The sequence below is a fragment of the Cupriavidus sp. 10L45 genome (assembly GCF_056395225.1).
Genome location: NZ_JBFTJC010000009.1, coordinates 60,399 through 73,644, shown reverse-complemented (window position 1 = coordinate 73,644; position 13,246 = coordinate 60,399). Strand labels below are relative to the sequence as shown.

General features: G+C 66.3%; 13 protein-coding genes. 7 read left to right on the top strand and 6 right to left on the bottom strand.

What is annotated here, in order from left to right; all coding sequences use genetic code 11:
* Nucleotides 1–35 precede the first annotated feature (35 nt).
* The 3 genes from AC1DFU_RS17140 (at nucleotide 36) to AC1DFU_RS17130 (ending at nucleotide 3,488) form a co-directional block, all read left to right on the top strand.
* Nucleotides 36–1,520 (top strand): NAD(P)/FAD-dependent oxidoreductase, encoded by a 1,485-nt coding sequence (locus AC1DFU_RS17140; protein WP_255370673.1) that lies wholly within the window; start codon nucleotides 36–38, stop codon nucleotides 1,518–1,520.
* A 105-nt stretch (nucleotides 1,521–1,625) separates the two neighbouring features.
* The gene (locus AC1DFU_RS17135) at nucleotides 1,626–2,501 is read left to right on the top strand and encodes a dienelactone hydrolase family protein (RefSeq protein ID WP_441590578.1); all 876 of its coding nucleotides are present in this window, start codon (nucleotides 1,626–1,628) and stop codon (nucleotides 2,499–2,501) included.
* Nucleotides 2,502–2,678: 177 nt separating this feature from the next.
* Nucleotides 2,679–3,488: a ZIP family metal transporter gene (locus AC1DFU_RS17130; RefSeq protein WP_255370686.1), complete on the top strand. Its 810-nt coding sequence runs from the start codon at nucleotides 2,679–2,681 to the stop codon at nucleotides 3,486–3,488.
* A gap of 21 nt (nucleotides 3,489–3,509) precedes the next feature.
* Here AC1DFU_RS17130 and AC1DFU_RS17125 read toward each other — a convergent pair whose 3' ends face one another.
* From AC1DFU_RS17125 to AC1DFU_RS17105, 5 genes are all read right to left on the bottom strand, one after another.
* Nucleotides 3,510–4,385, bottom strand: a complete 876-nt coding sequence (locus AC1DFU_RS17125) for a sulfurtransferase (protein WP_092290371.1) — start codon at nucleotides 4,383–4,385, stop codon at nucleotides 3,510–3,512.
* A 52-nt stretch (nucleotides 4,386–4,437) separates the two neighbouring features.
* Nucleotides 4,438–4,716 (bottom strand): hypothetical protein, encoded by a 279-nt coding sequence (locus AC1DFU_RS17120; protein WP_092290369.1) that lies wholly within the window; start codon nucleotides 4,714–4,716, stop codon nucleotides 4,438–4,440.
* Nucleotides 4,713–5,171, bottom strand: a complete 459-nt coding sequence (locus AC1DFU_RS17115) for a DUF2778 domain-containing protein (protein WP_092290367.1) — start codon at nucleotides 5,169–5,171, stop codon at nucleotides 4,713–4,715. The genes AC1DFU_RS17120 and AC1DFU_RS17115 overlap by 4 nt, the downstream gene beginning before the upstream one ends.
* Nucleotides 5,172–5,269: 98 nt before the next feature.
* The gene (locus tag AC1DFU_RS17110; RefSeq protein ID WP_092290365.1) at nucleotides 5,270–6,190 is read right to left on the bottom strand and encodes a DMT family transporter; all 921 of its coding nucleotides are present in this window, start codon (nucleotides 6,188–6,190) and stop codon (nucleotides 5,270–5,272) included.
* Nucleotides 6,191–6,390: 200 nt separating this feature from the next.
* Complete coding sequence (locus AC1DFU_RS17105) at nucleotides 6,391–7,494, bottom strand: aromatic ring-hydroxylating oxygenase subunit alpha (RefSeq protein ID WP_092290362.1); 1,104 nt, start codon at nucleotides 7,492–7,494, stop codon at nucleotides 6,391–6,393.
* 489 nt (nucleotides 7,495–7,983) lie between these two features.
* Here AC1DFU_RS17105 and AC1DFU_RS17100 point away from each other — a divergent pair, with 489 nt between their 5' ends.
* The 4 genes from AC1DFU_RS17100 (at nucleotide 7,984) to folE2 (ending at nucleotide 12,050) form a co-directional block, all read left to right on the top strand.
* Nucleotides 7,984–8,286: an exodeoxyribonuclease VII small subunit gene (locus AC1DFU_RS17100; protein ID WP_092290360.1), complete on the top strand. Its 303-nt coding sequence runs from the start codon at nucleotides 7,984–7,986 to the stop codon at nucleotides 8,284–8,286.
* Complete coding sequence (locus tag AC1DFU_RS17095; protein WP_092290358.1) at nucleotides 8,283–9,167, top strand: polyprenyl synthetase family protein; 885 nt, start codon at nucleotides 8,283–8,285, stop codon at nucleotides 9,165–9,167. The genes AC1DFU_RS17100 and AC1DFU_RS17095 overlap by 4 nt, the downstream gene beginning before the upstream one ends.
* Nucleotides 9,168–9,211: 44 nt before the next feature.
* On the top strand, nucleotides 9,212–11,131 hold the full coding sequence (dxs, locus tag AC1DFU_RS17090) for a 1-deoxy-D-xylulose-5-phosphate synthase (RefSeq protein WP_092290356.1): 1,920 nt from the start codon (nucleotides 9,212–9,214) through the stop codon (nucleotides 11,129–11,131).
* A 112-nt stretch (nucleotides 11,132–11,243) separates the two neighbouring features.
* A complete protein-coding gene (gene folE2 / locus AC1DFU_RS17085; RefSeq protein ID WP_092290354.1) occupies nucleotides 11,244–12,050 on the top strand; it encodes a GTP cyclohydrolase FolE2 in 807 nt (268 codons plus the stop codon).
* Between the two features lie 166 nt (nucleotides 12,051–12,216).
* Here folE2 and tsaD read toward each other — a convergent pair whose 3' ends face one another.
* Nucleotides 12,217–13,245: a tRNA (adenosine(37)-N6)-threonylcarbamoyltransferase complex transferase subunit TsaD gene (gene tsaD / locus AC1DFU_RS17080; RefSeq protein ID WP_092290352.1), complete on the bottom strand. Its 1,029-nt coding sequence runs from the start codon at nucleotides 13,243–13,245 to the stop codon at nucleotides 12,217–12,219.
* Nucleotide 13,246 lies beyond the last annotated feature (1 nt).

The window sequence follows — 13,246 nt, the reverse complement described above, 5'->3', positions numbered from 1 at the left end:
ACACCGGTTTCCAAATAGAGAAGATCGGGTAGACCATGAGCACCACGGATGGCAGTACAACCGGTAGCGAAGTAGCGGCAGGCACGGCGGCACACATCGGTACGCAAGCCGATACACGGGGCGAGACATCGCCCAATCCATCGCCCACCCCATCGCCCACCCCATCGCACAACGCCCAGCGCGACGCGCTGCGCGCGACGCAGGCATCCACCCATCGCATCATCGTCGTTGGCGGCGGGGCCGGCGGGCTCGAACTCGTGACCCGGCTCGGCGACAAGCTGGGCAAACGCGGCCAGGCCCAGGTGGTGCTGGTGGACCGCTCGCCCACGCACATCTGGAAGCCGCTGCTGCACGAAGTCGCCGCCGGCAGCATGGATCCCAACACCCACCAGCTCGAGTACGTCGCGCAGGCGCGGTGGCACCACTTCGAGTTCCAGCAGGGCGAACTGACGGGCGTCGATCGGGCGCGCAAGGTCATCCAGGTGGCCGCGTGCGTCGATCTGGATGGCACGGAGCTGCTGCCCGCACGCGAACTCCCCTATGACACGCTGGTCCTGGCCATCGGCTGCGTCACGCATTTCTTCAACGTGCCCGGCGCGGCCGAGCATGCGATCGCGCTCGATACCGTCGAGCAGGCGGAGCGCTTCCGCCGCAAGCTGATTGCCGCGTGCGTGCGCGCCCAGAACGGGCGGGGCCGCACCGGCGAGGACGGCCGGCCGCGCGTGGACGTGGCGATCATCGGCGCCGGCGCCACGGGCGTGGAACTGTCCGCCGAGCTGCGCAACACCGCGCACGTGCTCAACGCCTACGGCCTGCACCAGTTGGACCCGCGCCGCGACGTGCGCATCCACGTGATCGAAGCCGGCCCGCGCATCCTGCCGGCGCTGTCCGAGCGCGTTTCCGCCGAGACCACCAAGCTGCTGCGCAAGCTCGACGTGGACGTGCTGACCGCCGAGCGCGTGACGCAGGTCACCGACGACGCCGTGCTCACCGCCAGCGACAAGCGCATCGACGCCGACCTGACGGTCTGGGCGGCCGGCATCACCGCGCCGGGTGTCCTCCGCACGCTCGGGCTGCCGGTCAGCAAGCAGGGCCAGATCGTGGTCGGTCCCACGCTGCAAACCGAGGCCGATCCGGACATCTTCGCGTTCGGCGACTGCGCCAGCTGCCCGTGGCCGGAGAAGCAGACCGCCGTGCCGCCGCGCGCGCAGGCGGCGCACCAGCAGGCCACCTTCCTCTATGACGCGATCCGCGCACGCATGGACGGCAAGCCGCTGCCGAAGTTCGGGTTCAAGGACTTCGGCTCGCTGGTGTCCCTGGGGCACTTCAGCGCGGTCGGCAGCCTGATGGGTGGGCTGATTGGTGGGTCGATGTTTATCGAGGGGCTGATGGCACGCTTCATGTACACCTCGCTGTACCGGATGCACGTGCTGGCGCTCCACGGCGCCATCGGCATGGGGCTCGATACGGTGACGCACTGGCTGCGCAGCAAGACCAGCCCGCGCGTAAAGCTGCACTGAGGCACTGAGGGGAGGGGGCGCACGGGGCGGCAAAGTGCGCTTAGAATCGCTGGCGTTGCGTGAGCATCGTATGCGTCACGCCAGCGAACCCAAGGAGCCCGCCCCATGCTGCAGCCTGAAGTGGAAAGCCTCGTCCCCGGCCAGACGTTCGATCGCCGGCGTTTCGTCAAGACCGCGCTGGGCTCCGCCTTTGCGGCGGCGGCCCTGCCGGTGGCGGCCGAAACCATCAAGACCGACTTCAATGGCCTGACCGCCGGCGAAGTGACCATCCCGTCCGGCGGCTTCAACATGCCCGCCTACCGCGCCCAGCCCGAAGGCAAGACCAACCTGCCCGTGGTGCTCGTGATCAGCGAGATCTTCGGGGTGCATGAACACATTGCAGACATTTGCCGACGCTTCGCCAAGCTCGGCTACCTGGCCATCGCGCCGGAACTGTTCGCGCGGCAGGGCGACCCGGGCAGCTTCGGCACGATCCAGGAATTGCAGACCAACGTCATCGCCAAGGTGCCGGACGCGCAGGTCATGGGCGACCTGGACGCCGCCAGCACCTGGGCCGGCGCCCATGGCGGCGACCTGAACCGGCTCGGCATCACCGGTTTCTGCTGGGGTGGACGCGTCACATGGCTCTACACCGCCCACAGCCCCCGGGTGAAGGCCGGCGTGGCCTGGTACGGCCAACTGGTGGGTGAGCCGACGCCGCTCAAGCCGCGCAGCGCGCTGGAGAGCGTCAACCAGCTCCACGCGCCCGTGCTGGGACTGTACGGCGGCAAGGACACCGGCATCACGCAGGAGCACGTCGCGAAGATGAAGGCCGCGCTGGCAGCATCGCCCGATGCCAATGCGAAGGCCTCGACCTTCGTGGTCTATCCCGAGGCCGGCCATGCCTTCAATGCCGATTACCGATCCAGCTACGTGGAAGCCGCCGCCAAGGATGGCTGGCAGCGCTGCCTCGCCTGGCTGAAGGCGAACAAGGTCGCCTGAGCCGGGGAGGGCGATTGACCCCACGCTGAGTCGGACCATTGCGGACATTGCAAAGTCGGTGCGGACATACGTACAATGCGGCTTTCCAGTTTTTGCAACCTTGTTGCGTTAATCGGTATGCGGGCGGCCTGACCGTCGCATACCGGGCGCCGGGAGCCCATCATCCATTCCACGCTTCTGTACATCCTGCTGGCGGCGACCATTTCGGGCGTCGGGAGCATCCTCGGGGCGGCGCTGCTGTCGCTGACCGTGGCCTCGCGCGTGGTCGACCGCATGGTGAGCTTCTCGGTAGGGGTGCTGCTGGCCACGGCGCTGCTTCACTCGCTGCCCGAGGCGTTCGAGTCCGGCGCAGACCCGCGTGCGCTGTTCGGCACATTACTGGCTGGCCTGCTGGGCTTCTTCCTGCTGGAGAAGATCTCGCTGCTGCGCCACTCGCACCACCATGAGGGCGATGGGCACCACCATCATCACGGCCACGACCGCGAGGAAGCGGGCCGCAGCGGCCTGACCATCCTCGTCGGCGACACCTTCCACAACTTTGCCGATGGCATCGTGATTGCCGCTGCCTTCCTGGCCGATCCCAAGATCGGCGTGGTGACGGCGCTGGCGATTGCCGCGCATGAGATTCCGCAGGAAGTCGGCGATTTCATCGTGCTGCTCAACGCGGGGTTCTCGAAGGCGCGCGCCTTTGCATTCAACCTGTTGTCGAGCCTGGCGGCCGTGGTCGGCGGCGTGGTGGGATATTTCCTGCTGGACCAGCTGAGCGGCTGGATTCCGTACGTGCTCGTGATTGCATCGAGCAGCTTCGTCTACATCGCCGTGAGCGACCTGATGCCGCAGATGCAGCGCCGGCCGCGCCTCAAGGAATCGGCGGTGCAGGTGGTGCTGGTGGCGGCGGGCATCGCGGCGATCGTGTTCATCACGAACGGCGTGCGCGAGGAACACGACCACCACCGTGGGGCGAAGACGGAGGCGGCGTCGCGCTGACGCCGCTTCGCGCCTGGGGATTCAGGCCCCAGTCGCCACCGGCCGCTTCGGGTCGGCGCACCACTCGCTCCACGACCCCGGATAGAGCGCCGCGCCGGTCAGCCCGGCCACTTCCATCGCCAGCAGGTTGTGGCAGGCGGTCACGCCGGAGCCGCACTGCATCACCGTATCGGCCGGCGCCTTGCCGGCAAACACCTGGCCGAACTCCGCACGCAGCGTCTCCGCCGGCTTGAAATGGCCGTCCGCGGCGAGGTTGTCCTTGAAGAAGCGATTCACCGCACCGGGAATATGGCCGCCGACCGGGTCGAGCGTCTCGTTCTCGCCGCGGAAGCGGTCGGCGGCGCGGGCATCCACGACCAGCCGCGCGGGGCTGGCGAGATTGGCCAGCAGCGCCTCGGCATCGACGGTCGGGACCAGCGACGCCTTGCGCGACAGGTCGCCGCCAGTGCCTTTATCAGTGTCCGTATCGGGCTCCGGGGTTGCCCCGCGCTCGAGCGGCAGCCCAGCCGCCACCCAGGCATTCTTCCCGCCATCGAGCACCGTCACGGCCCCATGGCCAATCCAGCGCATCAGCCACCAGAGCCGGGCCGCGAACATGCCGCCCTGGGCGTCATAGGCCACGACCAGCGAACCATCGTTCACGCCAAGCGCCCGTAGCCGCGCGGCGAACAACTCCGCATCGGGCAGCGGATGCCGGCCGTTGAAGCCGGTCTTGGGCCCGGACAGTTCGTTATCGAGATGGAGGTAGTAGGCCCCCGGCAGGTGCCCCTGGTGATAGGCCTCGCGCCCGGCGGCCGGGTCGGCGAGATCGAACGAGCAGTCGAACAGCACGACATCGTGGGTGCCCTGACTAAGCAGTTGGTTCAGCTCGGTGGCGGTGATCAGTGGAGTCGGCATTGCGGTGAGCATGGGGTTTGGCGATGGCCTCCATGCTACACCGGGGGATCGATCAGTGCGGTTTCGCGCGTCGGCGGAGCTTGCGCCGGAGGAACAGGCCAAGTGCCGTCAGGACGGCCACCGGCGGGAACGAGAGGATCAGGTAGTAGTAGGTCGTCAACGACTCGATGCCCCTTGGCTGATAGTCCCTTGTCAGCCAGTCGATGAAACGGCCCACTGACTCAGGGTATTCAGGGAAATAGTCGGGATAGCGGCTCCATACGAGCCCATGGATATGCGTGGCGACGACCAGCCAGATCACCAGCAGGACTGCATTGCGGAGCCGACTCATCTGACGACCACTTTCCCGTAAGCGAGGAGCGTTGTTCTCGGGATCAAACGTTTTTTCGAGGCCGTCAGCAAATGACGTAGGACGTGAAAGTCATTAGCACGATCGATCGTGATGAAGCCCTTGCTGATGCCACGTCTACCTTTTGGGTGCAATCTGAAGTTGCCTCGACGAACTTCATTGCAGAACGTCCAATCGTCCATGCGGCCATCGTCGGCGTACAGCGCGAACCAATCCGTTTGGCGTTCGTACCATTCGTAAAACCACCCCAGTCGACCGCCAGATTCACGATCAAGGATGTAGTACGTGCCTGGTGGAATGGGGCCATGGTCCGGAATACAGATGCTCGTTCGCTTGTTGATGTGGGGAGCTAGGCCAGAAAAGGCAGGAAACTCGGCACTTCCTGCACGGAAGGCACTCATCGGCTGGTCGTTCAACACAAAACTGCGCTGCTGCATGGCAAGGCTCCGTCGTCGCGTTCAGACGGGAGACTCTATCCATTCATCATCCGACGGATCTGACCCGCATCAAGGCGGGTCGGCCTTTCGGCGTTCTGCTACACCTCGGGATGGACTTCCGCCTCCGCCGATTTCACTGGCGTGGCCGGGGTCGGGTGCTTGTCGGTGTCACGGGCGCGGGTGAGGGTGGTGGCGATGCCGCTGGCGATGATCAGCACCATGCCGAGCCAGGAGATCCAGTTGAGCTTGTCGTCCCAGACCAGGATGCCCCAGAGGCTGGAGAACACGATGCCGGCGTATTGGAGGTTGGCGGTCAGCAGGGTGTTGCCGCGCTTGTAGGCGCGTGTCATCGAGGTTTGGCCCAGCGTGGCCAGGATGCCGATGGCGAGCAGCAGGCCGGCGCCGTGCCAGGTGTGGTGGCTGACGCCCGAGTAGAGCATCCAGACCAGCCCGCAGACCATGCCCACGCTCGAGAAGTAGAAGACGATGCGGCCCTCGGGCTCGCCGAGCTGGCCGAGCTGGCGCACCTCCACATAGGCCAGCGCCGTGAACACGCCAGAGATCAGTCCGATGAGGCCGCCGGTCAGCTGGTCCTTGCCGACCGACGGCTGCAGCAGGCACAGCACCCCGGCGAACGACAGCAGGATTGCGCCGATCAGCTTGCGGTCCGCGCCGCCCGCCGTGCCGGCCAGCGCCGCGCTGGCGCCCAGAATCAGGGCGATCCAGACCGGCGACATGTAGTTCAGCGTCATGGCCGTGGCCAGCGGCAGCAGCGTGATCGAGGTGAACCAGAGCAGCAGGGCGGTCACGCCGAACAGGCTGCGCTTGATGTGCGTGGCCATGTGCGGTGTGCGCACGGAGATGCCTTGCGAGCGCAGCATGATCCACATGATCGTCACGCCGATGATGCTGCGGTAGAAGACGATCTCGCCTGTGGTGTAGAACTCGGATGCCAGCTTGACGCCCACCCCCATCAAGGAAAAGGCGAAGGCGGCGAACAGCATCCAGAGCGATTGCATGGCGGGGGGCGAAAGAGGTGGAACGGCGGCCGGCCGGGCTTCGTGGTGGCCGGCGCAGCGCGGGAAAACCCCGATTCTAACAGTGGCCAGATGGCCACTCCAACGCAAAACGGACCGTTTTCACGGTCCGTTTCTGGCTGGCTACAGGGCTTGGGCGAATAGCGGGCGATAACCGACCACGGTGGTGGCCCGCCGGCGCCTCAGCCGGTGTACTGCATGGCTCCCCGATACCATTCGTGGAAGTGCTGCATGCCGTCTTCCATCGGCGACTGGTACGGACCGGTCTCGCTGACGCCGCGCTTCATCAGCGCCTGGCGGCCGGCGTCCATGCGCTCGGCGATCTCGTCGTCCTCGATGCACGTCTCCATATAGGCGGCGCGCTCGGCCTCGACGAACTCGCGCTCGAACAGCGCGATTTCCTCGGGGTAGTAGAACTCCACCACATTGCGGGTCTTGCGCGGACCCACCGGGTGCAGCGTCGAGATGACCAGCACGTTGGGGTACCACTCCACCATCACGTTGGGGTAGTAAGTCAGCCAGATCGCGCCGTGCTTGGGCAGCTTGCCGTTGTTGAAGCGCAACACCGCGTCGTGCCACTTTTGGTACGTCGGGCTACCCGGCCGCTTCAGGCCCTGGTGCAGGCCCACGGTCTGCACGCTGTGCCATTCGCCGAACTCCCAGGTCAGGTCGTCGCACGAGACAAAGCTGCCCAGTCCCGGGTGGAACGGCACGACGTGGTAGTCCTCCAGATAGACCTCGATGAAGGTCTTCCAGTTGTAGTCGCACTCGTGCACTTCCACGTGGTCGAGCATGTAGCCGTCGAAGTTCAGGTCCTCGGCCACCCCCATGCGCGCGAGGTCCGCGCGCACGTCGCGGGCGCCCTCGAACAGCAGGCCGTTCCAGTTCTGGAGCGGCGACCGGTTCAGGTGGACGCACGGCTGCTGCGCGAAATGCGGCGCGCCGAGCAGGTCACCCTTGAGGTCGTAGGTCCAGCGATGGAGCGGGCAGACGATGTTCTTGGCGTTGCCGCGGCCGTTCAGCATGATGGCCTGGCGGTGGCGGCAGACATTCGACAGCAGCTCGATACCTTCCGGATTGCGGACCAGCATGCGGCCCTCGTCCTCGGCGGCGAGCGTGTGGAAATCGCCCGTCTCCGGGACCATCAGCGTATGGCCGACGTATCCCGGGCCCTTCTTGAACAGCAGTTCCAGTTCTTGTTGATGCAGCGCCTCGTCAAAGTAGACATCCACGGGCAACTGCGAATCAGCCGGCGCCAGCTTGAGCGCGGTGCTGAGATTGGACATTATCCCCACTCCCTAGTAACAGGCGAAAGCAGTGAACAACCCAACCATCGAAATATGAGAAATCGATTTGGGAAACCCTGTCAGACGAGCCGGGCGCGGTCCGGTTCCCTGGCGGGACTGGCCGAAACTGAGTTCGGTGCAGGCGGGCACAGGGCGGGAGCGGCGTCACCACAAAGACACGCAAAAGCTGGCAACGGGCGGCCCTTGGCACGGCGTCGCCGATCTCGCTGACGAGGGCGGAATTGTACCCGAGCCGAAAAGTTAAGGGTCTGATTATTTTGCCTTTTTAGCGAAAAAGTCGACCCGGGTCGTCATGGAGGTGCCCTTTGGATCGCATTCGGAATGACGACCATAGCGCACAAGTCACTTCCATGAAATGGGGTGATCGATAGATAACATTTCGTGCGTGTACGCCACGTTGACGATACGTATCTGCGGCCAAGTCCGGGATTGGCGTAAAATCCCTAATTCCCCTGAACAAGGCCCGACATGCCAAAACCCACGACCACACCGGTCCAGCCTGACGACGCGCCCGCAGCCGGCGCGCAGCCAGCCTCTTACGAGGCCGCCATGGCGGAGCTGGAAACCCTAGTGGCCAGCATGGAAAGCGGCGAACTGCCCCTCGAGGCCTCTTTCACCGCGTACCGTCGCGGTGCCGAACTGGTGCGCTACTGCCAGCAGAGCCTGGAGCGGGTGGCGCAGCAGGTCAAAGTACTGGAGGGCGACGCGCTGAAGCCGCTGGCTGGCGAGTCCCGTCCCGATAACAACAGCAACGGCACAGATTTCGAATGAGCGATTTCGCTACCTGGATGCGGGCGCAGGGCGCCCGGACCGAGGCCGCCCTGGACTCGGCACTGCCGTCCACGGACACAATTCCACACACCTTGCACGAGGCCATGCGCTATGCTGTCCTCGGCGGTGGCAAGCGGGTACGCCCGCTGCTGGTACACGCGGCCGGTGAAGTGGCCGGTGCCACACCCGAGGCATGTGACGCGGCGGCCTGCGCGGTGGAGATGATCCACGCTTACTCGCTGGTCCACGACGACATGCCCTGCATGGACGATGACGACCTGCGGCGCGGGCGCCCCACAGTGCACAAGGCCTATGACGAGGCCACCGCGCTGCTCGTGGGTGACGCATTGCAGACCCAAGCGTTCATCCTGCTGGCCCGCACCCCGGCGCTGGCGCCCGAAGCGCGCCTGAAGCTGGTGGACGAGCTGGCCGTGGCCTCGGGCTCGGTCGGCATGGCCGGCGGGCAGGCCATCGACCTGCAGAACGTGGGCTTGGCGATGTCGCGCGACGCGCTGGAAGCCATGCACCGGATGAAGACCGGCGCCCTGCTGCGCGCGAGTGTGCGCATGGGAGCGTTGTGCGGAAGTATCGATCCCGCCGGCCTGGCCGCGCTGGACCGCTACGCGGCTGCCGTGGGATTGGCGTTCCAGGTGGTTGACGATATTCTGGACGTCACGGCCGATACGGCAACCCTCGGCAAGACCGCCGGCAAGGACGCCGCCAATGACAAGCCGACCTATGTGTCGCTGATGGGCCTCGATGCCGCGCGCGCGCTGGCTGCCCAGTTGCGCACCGATGCCCACGAGGCATTGGCGGGATTCGGCACCCGGGCAGGCCGGCTGGCCGAACTGGCCGACCTGATCGTGCTGCGCTCCAATTGAACTGACAAGCCGGACATAGAGAATCCGGCGGCCGAACGGACATCATGACCTACACGCTGCTCAACAAAATCGACGAACCCGCAGACCTGCGCAAGCTGGATCGACGCCAGCTCGACACGCTGGCTGACGAACTGCGCGCCTATGTGCTGGAATCGGTCTCCCAGACCGGCGGGCACCTGTCGTCCAACCTCGGCACGGTGGAGCTGACCATTGCGCTCCACTATGTGTTCGATACCCCGTCCGACCGCGTGGTCTGGGACGTGGGCCATCAGAGCTACCCTCACAAGATCCTGACCGGCCGCCGCGACCGCATGTCCACGCTGCGCCAGTACGGTGGCATCTCGGGCTTCCCGCGCCGCGCGGAGAGCGAGTTCGACACCTTTGGCACCGCCCACTCGTCCACCTCGATCTCGGCCGCGCTGGGCATGGCCCTGGGCGCCCGCACCAAGGGCGAGAAGCGCGTCGGCATCGCCGTGATCGGCGACGGCGCGATGACCGCCGGCATGGCCTTCGAAGCGATGAACAACGCCGGCGTCTACAAGGACCTGCCGCTGCTGGTGGTGCTGAACGACAACGACATGTCGATCTCGCCGCCGGTGGGCATGCTGAACCGCCACCTCGCGCGCCTGCTCTCCGGCCAGTTCTACGCGGCCACCAAGAAGGGCATCGAGCGCGTGCTGTCGGTGGCCCCGCCGGTGCTGGAATTCGCAAAACGGCTGGAAGAACATGCCAAGGGCATGGTCGTGCCGGCCACGCTGTTCGAGGAATTCGGCTTCGACTACATCGGCCCGATCGATGGTCACGACCTGAACTCGCTGGTGCCGACGCTGCAGAACATTCGCCAGCGCGCGCTGGAAGGCCACGGCCCGCAGTTCCTGCACGTGGTGACCAAGAAGGGCCAGGGCTACAAGCTGGCCGAGGCCGACCCGATCCTGTATCACGGCCCCGGCAAGTTCAATCCGGCCGAGGGCATCCGCCCGTCTGCCAAGCCGTCGCGCAAGACCTACACGCAGGTTTTCGGCGAATGGCTGTGCGACATGGCCGCTGCCGACAAGCGTGTGATCGGCGTGACGCCGGCCATGCGCGAGGGCTCGGGCATGGTCGAGTTCGAGAAGCGCTTCCCGGACCGCTACTACGACGTGGGCATCGCCGAGCAGCACGCGGTGACCTTTGCCGGTGGCCTGGCCTGCGAGGGACTGAAGCCGGTCGTGGCGATCTACTCGACCTTCCTGCAACGCGGCTATGACCAGCTGATCCACGACGTGGCGCTGCAGAACCTGCCCGTGGTGTTCGCGCTGGACCGCGCCGGCCTGGTGGGCGCCGATGGCGCCACGCACGCCGGTGCCTACGACATCGCCTACCTGCGCTGCATCCCCAACATGATGGTGATGACGCCGGCCGATGAGAACGAGTGCCGCCAGTTGCTGACCACGGCGTTCCAGCAGGATTGCCCGACCGCCGTGCGCTATCCGCGCGGCGCCGGCGCCGGCGTGGCTACCGAGGCCGCGCTGACCGCGCTGCCGGTAGGCAAGGGCGAGATGCGCCGCGAGGGCCATGCCCGCGCGGGCCAGCGCGTGGCGTTCCTGGCGTTTGGCTCGATGCTGCACCCGGCACTGGGCGCGGCCGAGGCACTGGACGCCTCCGTGGCCAACATGCGCTTCGTCAAGCCGCTGGACGTGGAGCTGGTGAAGTCGCTGGCCGCGAACCACGACTACCTCGTGACTGTGGAGGAGGGCAGCACGATGGGCGGCGCGGGCAGCGCGGTCCTGGAGGCGCTGGCCGAGGCTGGCATCGACATTCCGGTGCTGGTGCTGGGCCTGCCCGACAAGTTCATCGATCATGGCGATCCGGCGTTCCTGCTGTCGCAGTGCGGCCTCGACGCCGCCGGCATCGAGCGTTCGGTGCGCGAGCGTTTCGCCATCGCCGAGGCGCCCGTCAAGGTCGCCACGCCGCGCGTGGCCTGATCCGCACGGCAGTTCCAGGCAGTAAAAGCCGGCGCGGCCCATCCCGCGCCGGCTTCTTTTTTCACACTCGTTGCGCGGGGGATGACCGCCGCGACCGTAAAGGAAACCGTAGATGAACGACATCAATCCCGCCTTCGTCATGCCCGACGTGCAGTCGAGCGTGGACACCCGCCAGATCGTGATCCAGCGCGTGGGCGTCAAGGGCGTGCGCTATCCGCTCTCGCTGAAGACCCCGGCCGGCGTAGTGGCCACCGTGGGCACCTTCGATCTCGATGTACGCCTGCCGGCGGACCAGAAGGGCACGCATATGTCGCGCTTCGTGGCGCTGCTGGAGGACCACCGCGCCCCGCTCGACCTGGCCGCGTTCCGCACGCTGCTGGACGACATGCTGGTGCGCCTGGAAGCCGACGCCGGCCGCATCGAGGTCACGTTCCCGTATTTCATCTCGAAGACCGCGCCGGTGTCCGGCGTGGAATCGCTGATGGACTACGCGGTCACGCTGACGGGTGAGGTCCGCGACGGCCAATCGCGCCTGTGGTTGACCGCGCTGGTGCCGGTGACCAGCCTGTGCCCGTGCTCGAAGAAGATCTCGCAGTACGGCGCGCACAACCAGCGCTCGCATATCACGATGCGCGTGGAACTGGTCGGCGACCTGCCCGTGGAAGCGCTGGTGCGCATGGCCGAGGAAGAGGCGTCGTGCGAACTGTGGGGTCTGCTCAAGCGCCCGGACGAGAAGTTCGTGACCGAGCGCGCCTACGAGAACCCGAAGTTCGTCGAAGACCTCGTGCGAGACATCGCGATGCGGCTCAACGCCGATGCGCGGATCGTCGCGTACACGCTGGAAGCGGAGAATTTCGAGTCCATCCACAATCACAGCGCCTACGCCGTGATCGAGCACGACAAGCGGCAGCCCGCCTGAGCGCGTCGTCGCCAAGAAAAAAGCCACCCTCGGGTGGCTTTTTTACTCGTTGCACGGCGGATCAGAGGAGGTTCACCGCCGGCGTGCCTGCCAGCACCTCCGCCACCTTCGTGCAGGCCGTAGCCGGCTGCCGATCGGACCTGGAGGATTCCCTCGACCTTAGGCCTCAGGCGGGCAGGCGGATGTCGGCCAGATCCCAGCGCGGCGTGACGCCGTAGTCGTAGCCGTGACGGGCCACCTGCGGCGCCGCCTGGAGCCGCATGGCGCCGGCAAACGCGATCATCGCACCGTTATCGGTGCAGAAGGCGAGGTCGGGGTAGTAGACGTCCACCTTGCGGCGGCGGCCCATCTCGTTCAGGCGCTCGCGCAGTTGCTGGTTGGCGCCCACGCCGCCGGCCACCACCAGGCGCTTGTGCCCGGTCTGCTTGAGCGCGGCGAACGACTTGGCCGAAAGCACGTCGACGATGGCATCGACAAAGGCGCGCGCGAGGTTGGCACGATCCTGCTCGCACGGATTCGAAAGCTTGCGGGTTTGTGTCAATACGGCGGTCTTGAGCCCCGCGAACGAGAAATCGAGATTGCCCGAATGGAGCATCGGCCGGGGCAGGTCGAACGCGCCCGGCGAGCCGAACGCGGCCATCCGCGACACTTCCGGGCCACCCGGATAGCCGAGGCCGAGCAGCTTGGCGGTCTTGTCGAAGGCTTCGCCGGCGGCATCGTCGAGGGTCTCGCCCAGCAGCGTGTAGTCGCCCACGCCCTTGACCTCCATCAACTGCGTATGGCCGCCCGAGACCAGCAGCGCGATGAACGGGAAGGGCGGCGGTGCGTCGGTCAGCAGCGGCGAGAGCAGGTGGCCTTCCAGATGATGGACGCCCACCATGGGCACGTTCAGCGCGAATCCGAGTGCGTTGGCGACGGAAGCCCCCACCAGCAGCGCGCCGGCGAGCCCCGGCCCCTGGGTGTAGGCGATGGCGTCGATGTCCTGGCGCGTGCGGCCGGCGTCGTCCAGCACCTGGCGCAGCAGGGGCAGCACGCGGCGGATATGGTCGCGCGAGGCCAGTTCGGGCACCACGCCGCCGTATTCGCGGTGCATGGCGATCTGCGAATGCAGCGCGTGCGCGAGCAGGCCGGCCTCGGTGTCATAGAGGGCCAGCCCGGTTTCATCGCAGGAGGATTCGATACCGAGGACGAGCATG

Excerpts from the sequence above, each read along its gene's own strand:
- AC1DFU_RS17105 (WP_092290362.1), bottom strand. The coding sequence starts at position 7,494 with ATGTCCAATCTCAGCACCGCGCTCAAGCTGGCGCCGGCTGATTCGCAG.
- tsaD (WP_092290352.1), bottom strand. The coding sequence starts at position 13,245 with ATGCTCGTCCTCGGTATCGAATCCTCCTGCGATGAAACCGGGCTGGCC.
- AC1DFU_RS17120 (WP_092290369.1), bottom strand. The coding sequence starts at position 4,716 with ATGAGTCGGCTCCGCAATGCAGTCCTGCTGGTGATCTGGCTGGTCGTC.
- AC1DFU_RS17125 (WP_092290371.1), bottom strand. The coding sequence starts at position 4,385 with ATGCCGACTCCACTGATCACCGCCACCGAGCTGAACCAACTGCTTAGT.
- AC1DFU_RS17140 (WP_255370673.1), top strand. The coding sequence starts at position 36 with ATGAGCACCACGGATGGCAGTACAACCGGTAGCGAAGTAGCGGCAGGC.
- AC1DFU_RS17100 (WP_092290360.1), top strand. The coding sequence starts at position 7,984 with ATGCCAAAACCCACGACCACACCGGTCCAGCCTGACGACGCGCCCGCA.
- AC1DFU_RS17135 (WP_441590578.1), top strand. The coding sequence starts at position 1,626 with ATGCTGCAGCCTGAAGTGGAAAGCCTCGTCCCCGGCCAGACGTTCGAT.
- dxs (WP_092290356.1), top strand. The coding sequence starts at position 9,212 with ATGACCTACACGCTGCTCAACAAAATCGACGAACCCGCAGACCTGCGC.
- AC1DFU_RS17095 (WP_092290358.1), top strand. The coding sequence starts at position 8,283 with ATGAGCGATTTCGCTACCTGGATGCGGGCGCAGGGCGCCCGGACCGAG.
- AC1DFU_RS17110 (WP_092290365.1), bottom strand. The coding sequence starts at position 6,190 with ATGCAATCGCTCTGGATGCTGTTCGCCGCCTTCGCCTTTTCCTTGATG.
- folE2 (WP_092290354.1), top strand. The coding sequence starts at position 11,244 with ATGAACGACATCAATCCCGCCTTCGTCATGCCCGACGTGCAGTCGAGC.
- AC1DFU_RS17115 (WP_092290367.1), bottom strand. The coding sequence starts at position 5,171 with ATGCAGCAGCGCAGTTTTGTGTTGAACGACCAGCCGATGAGTGCCTTC.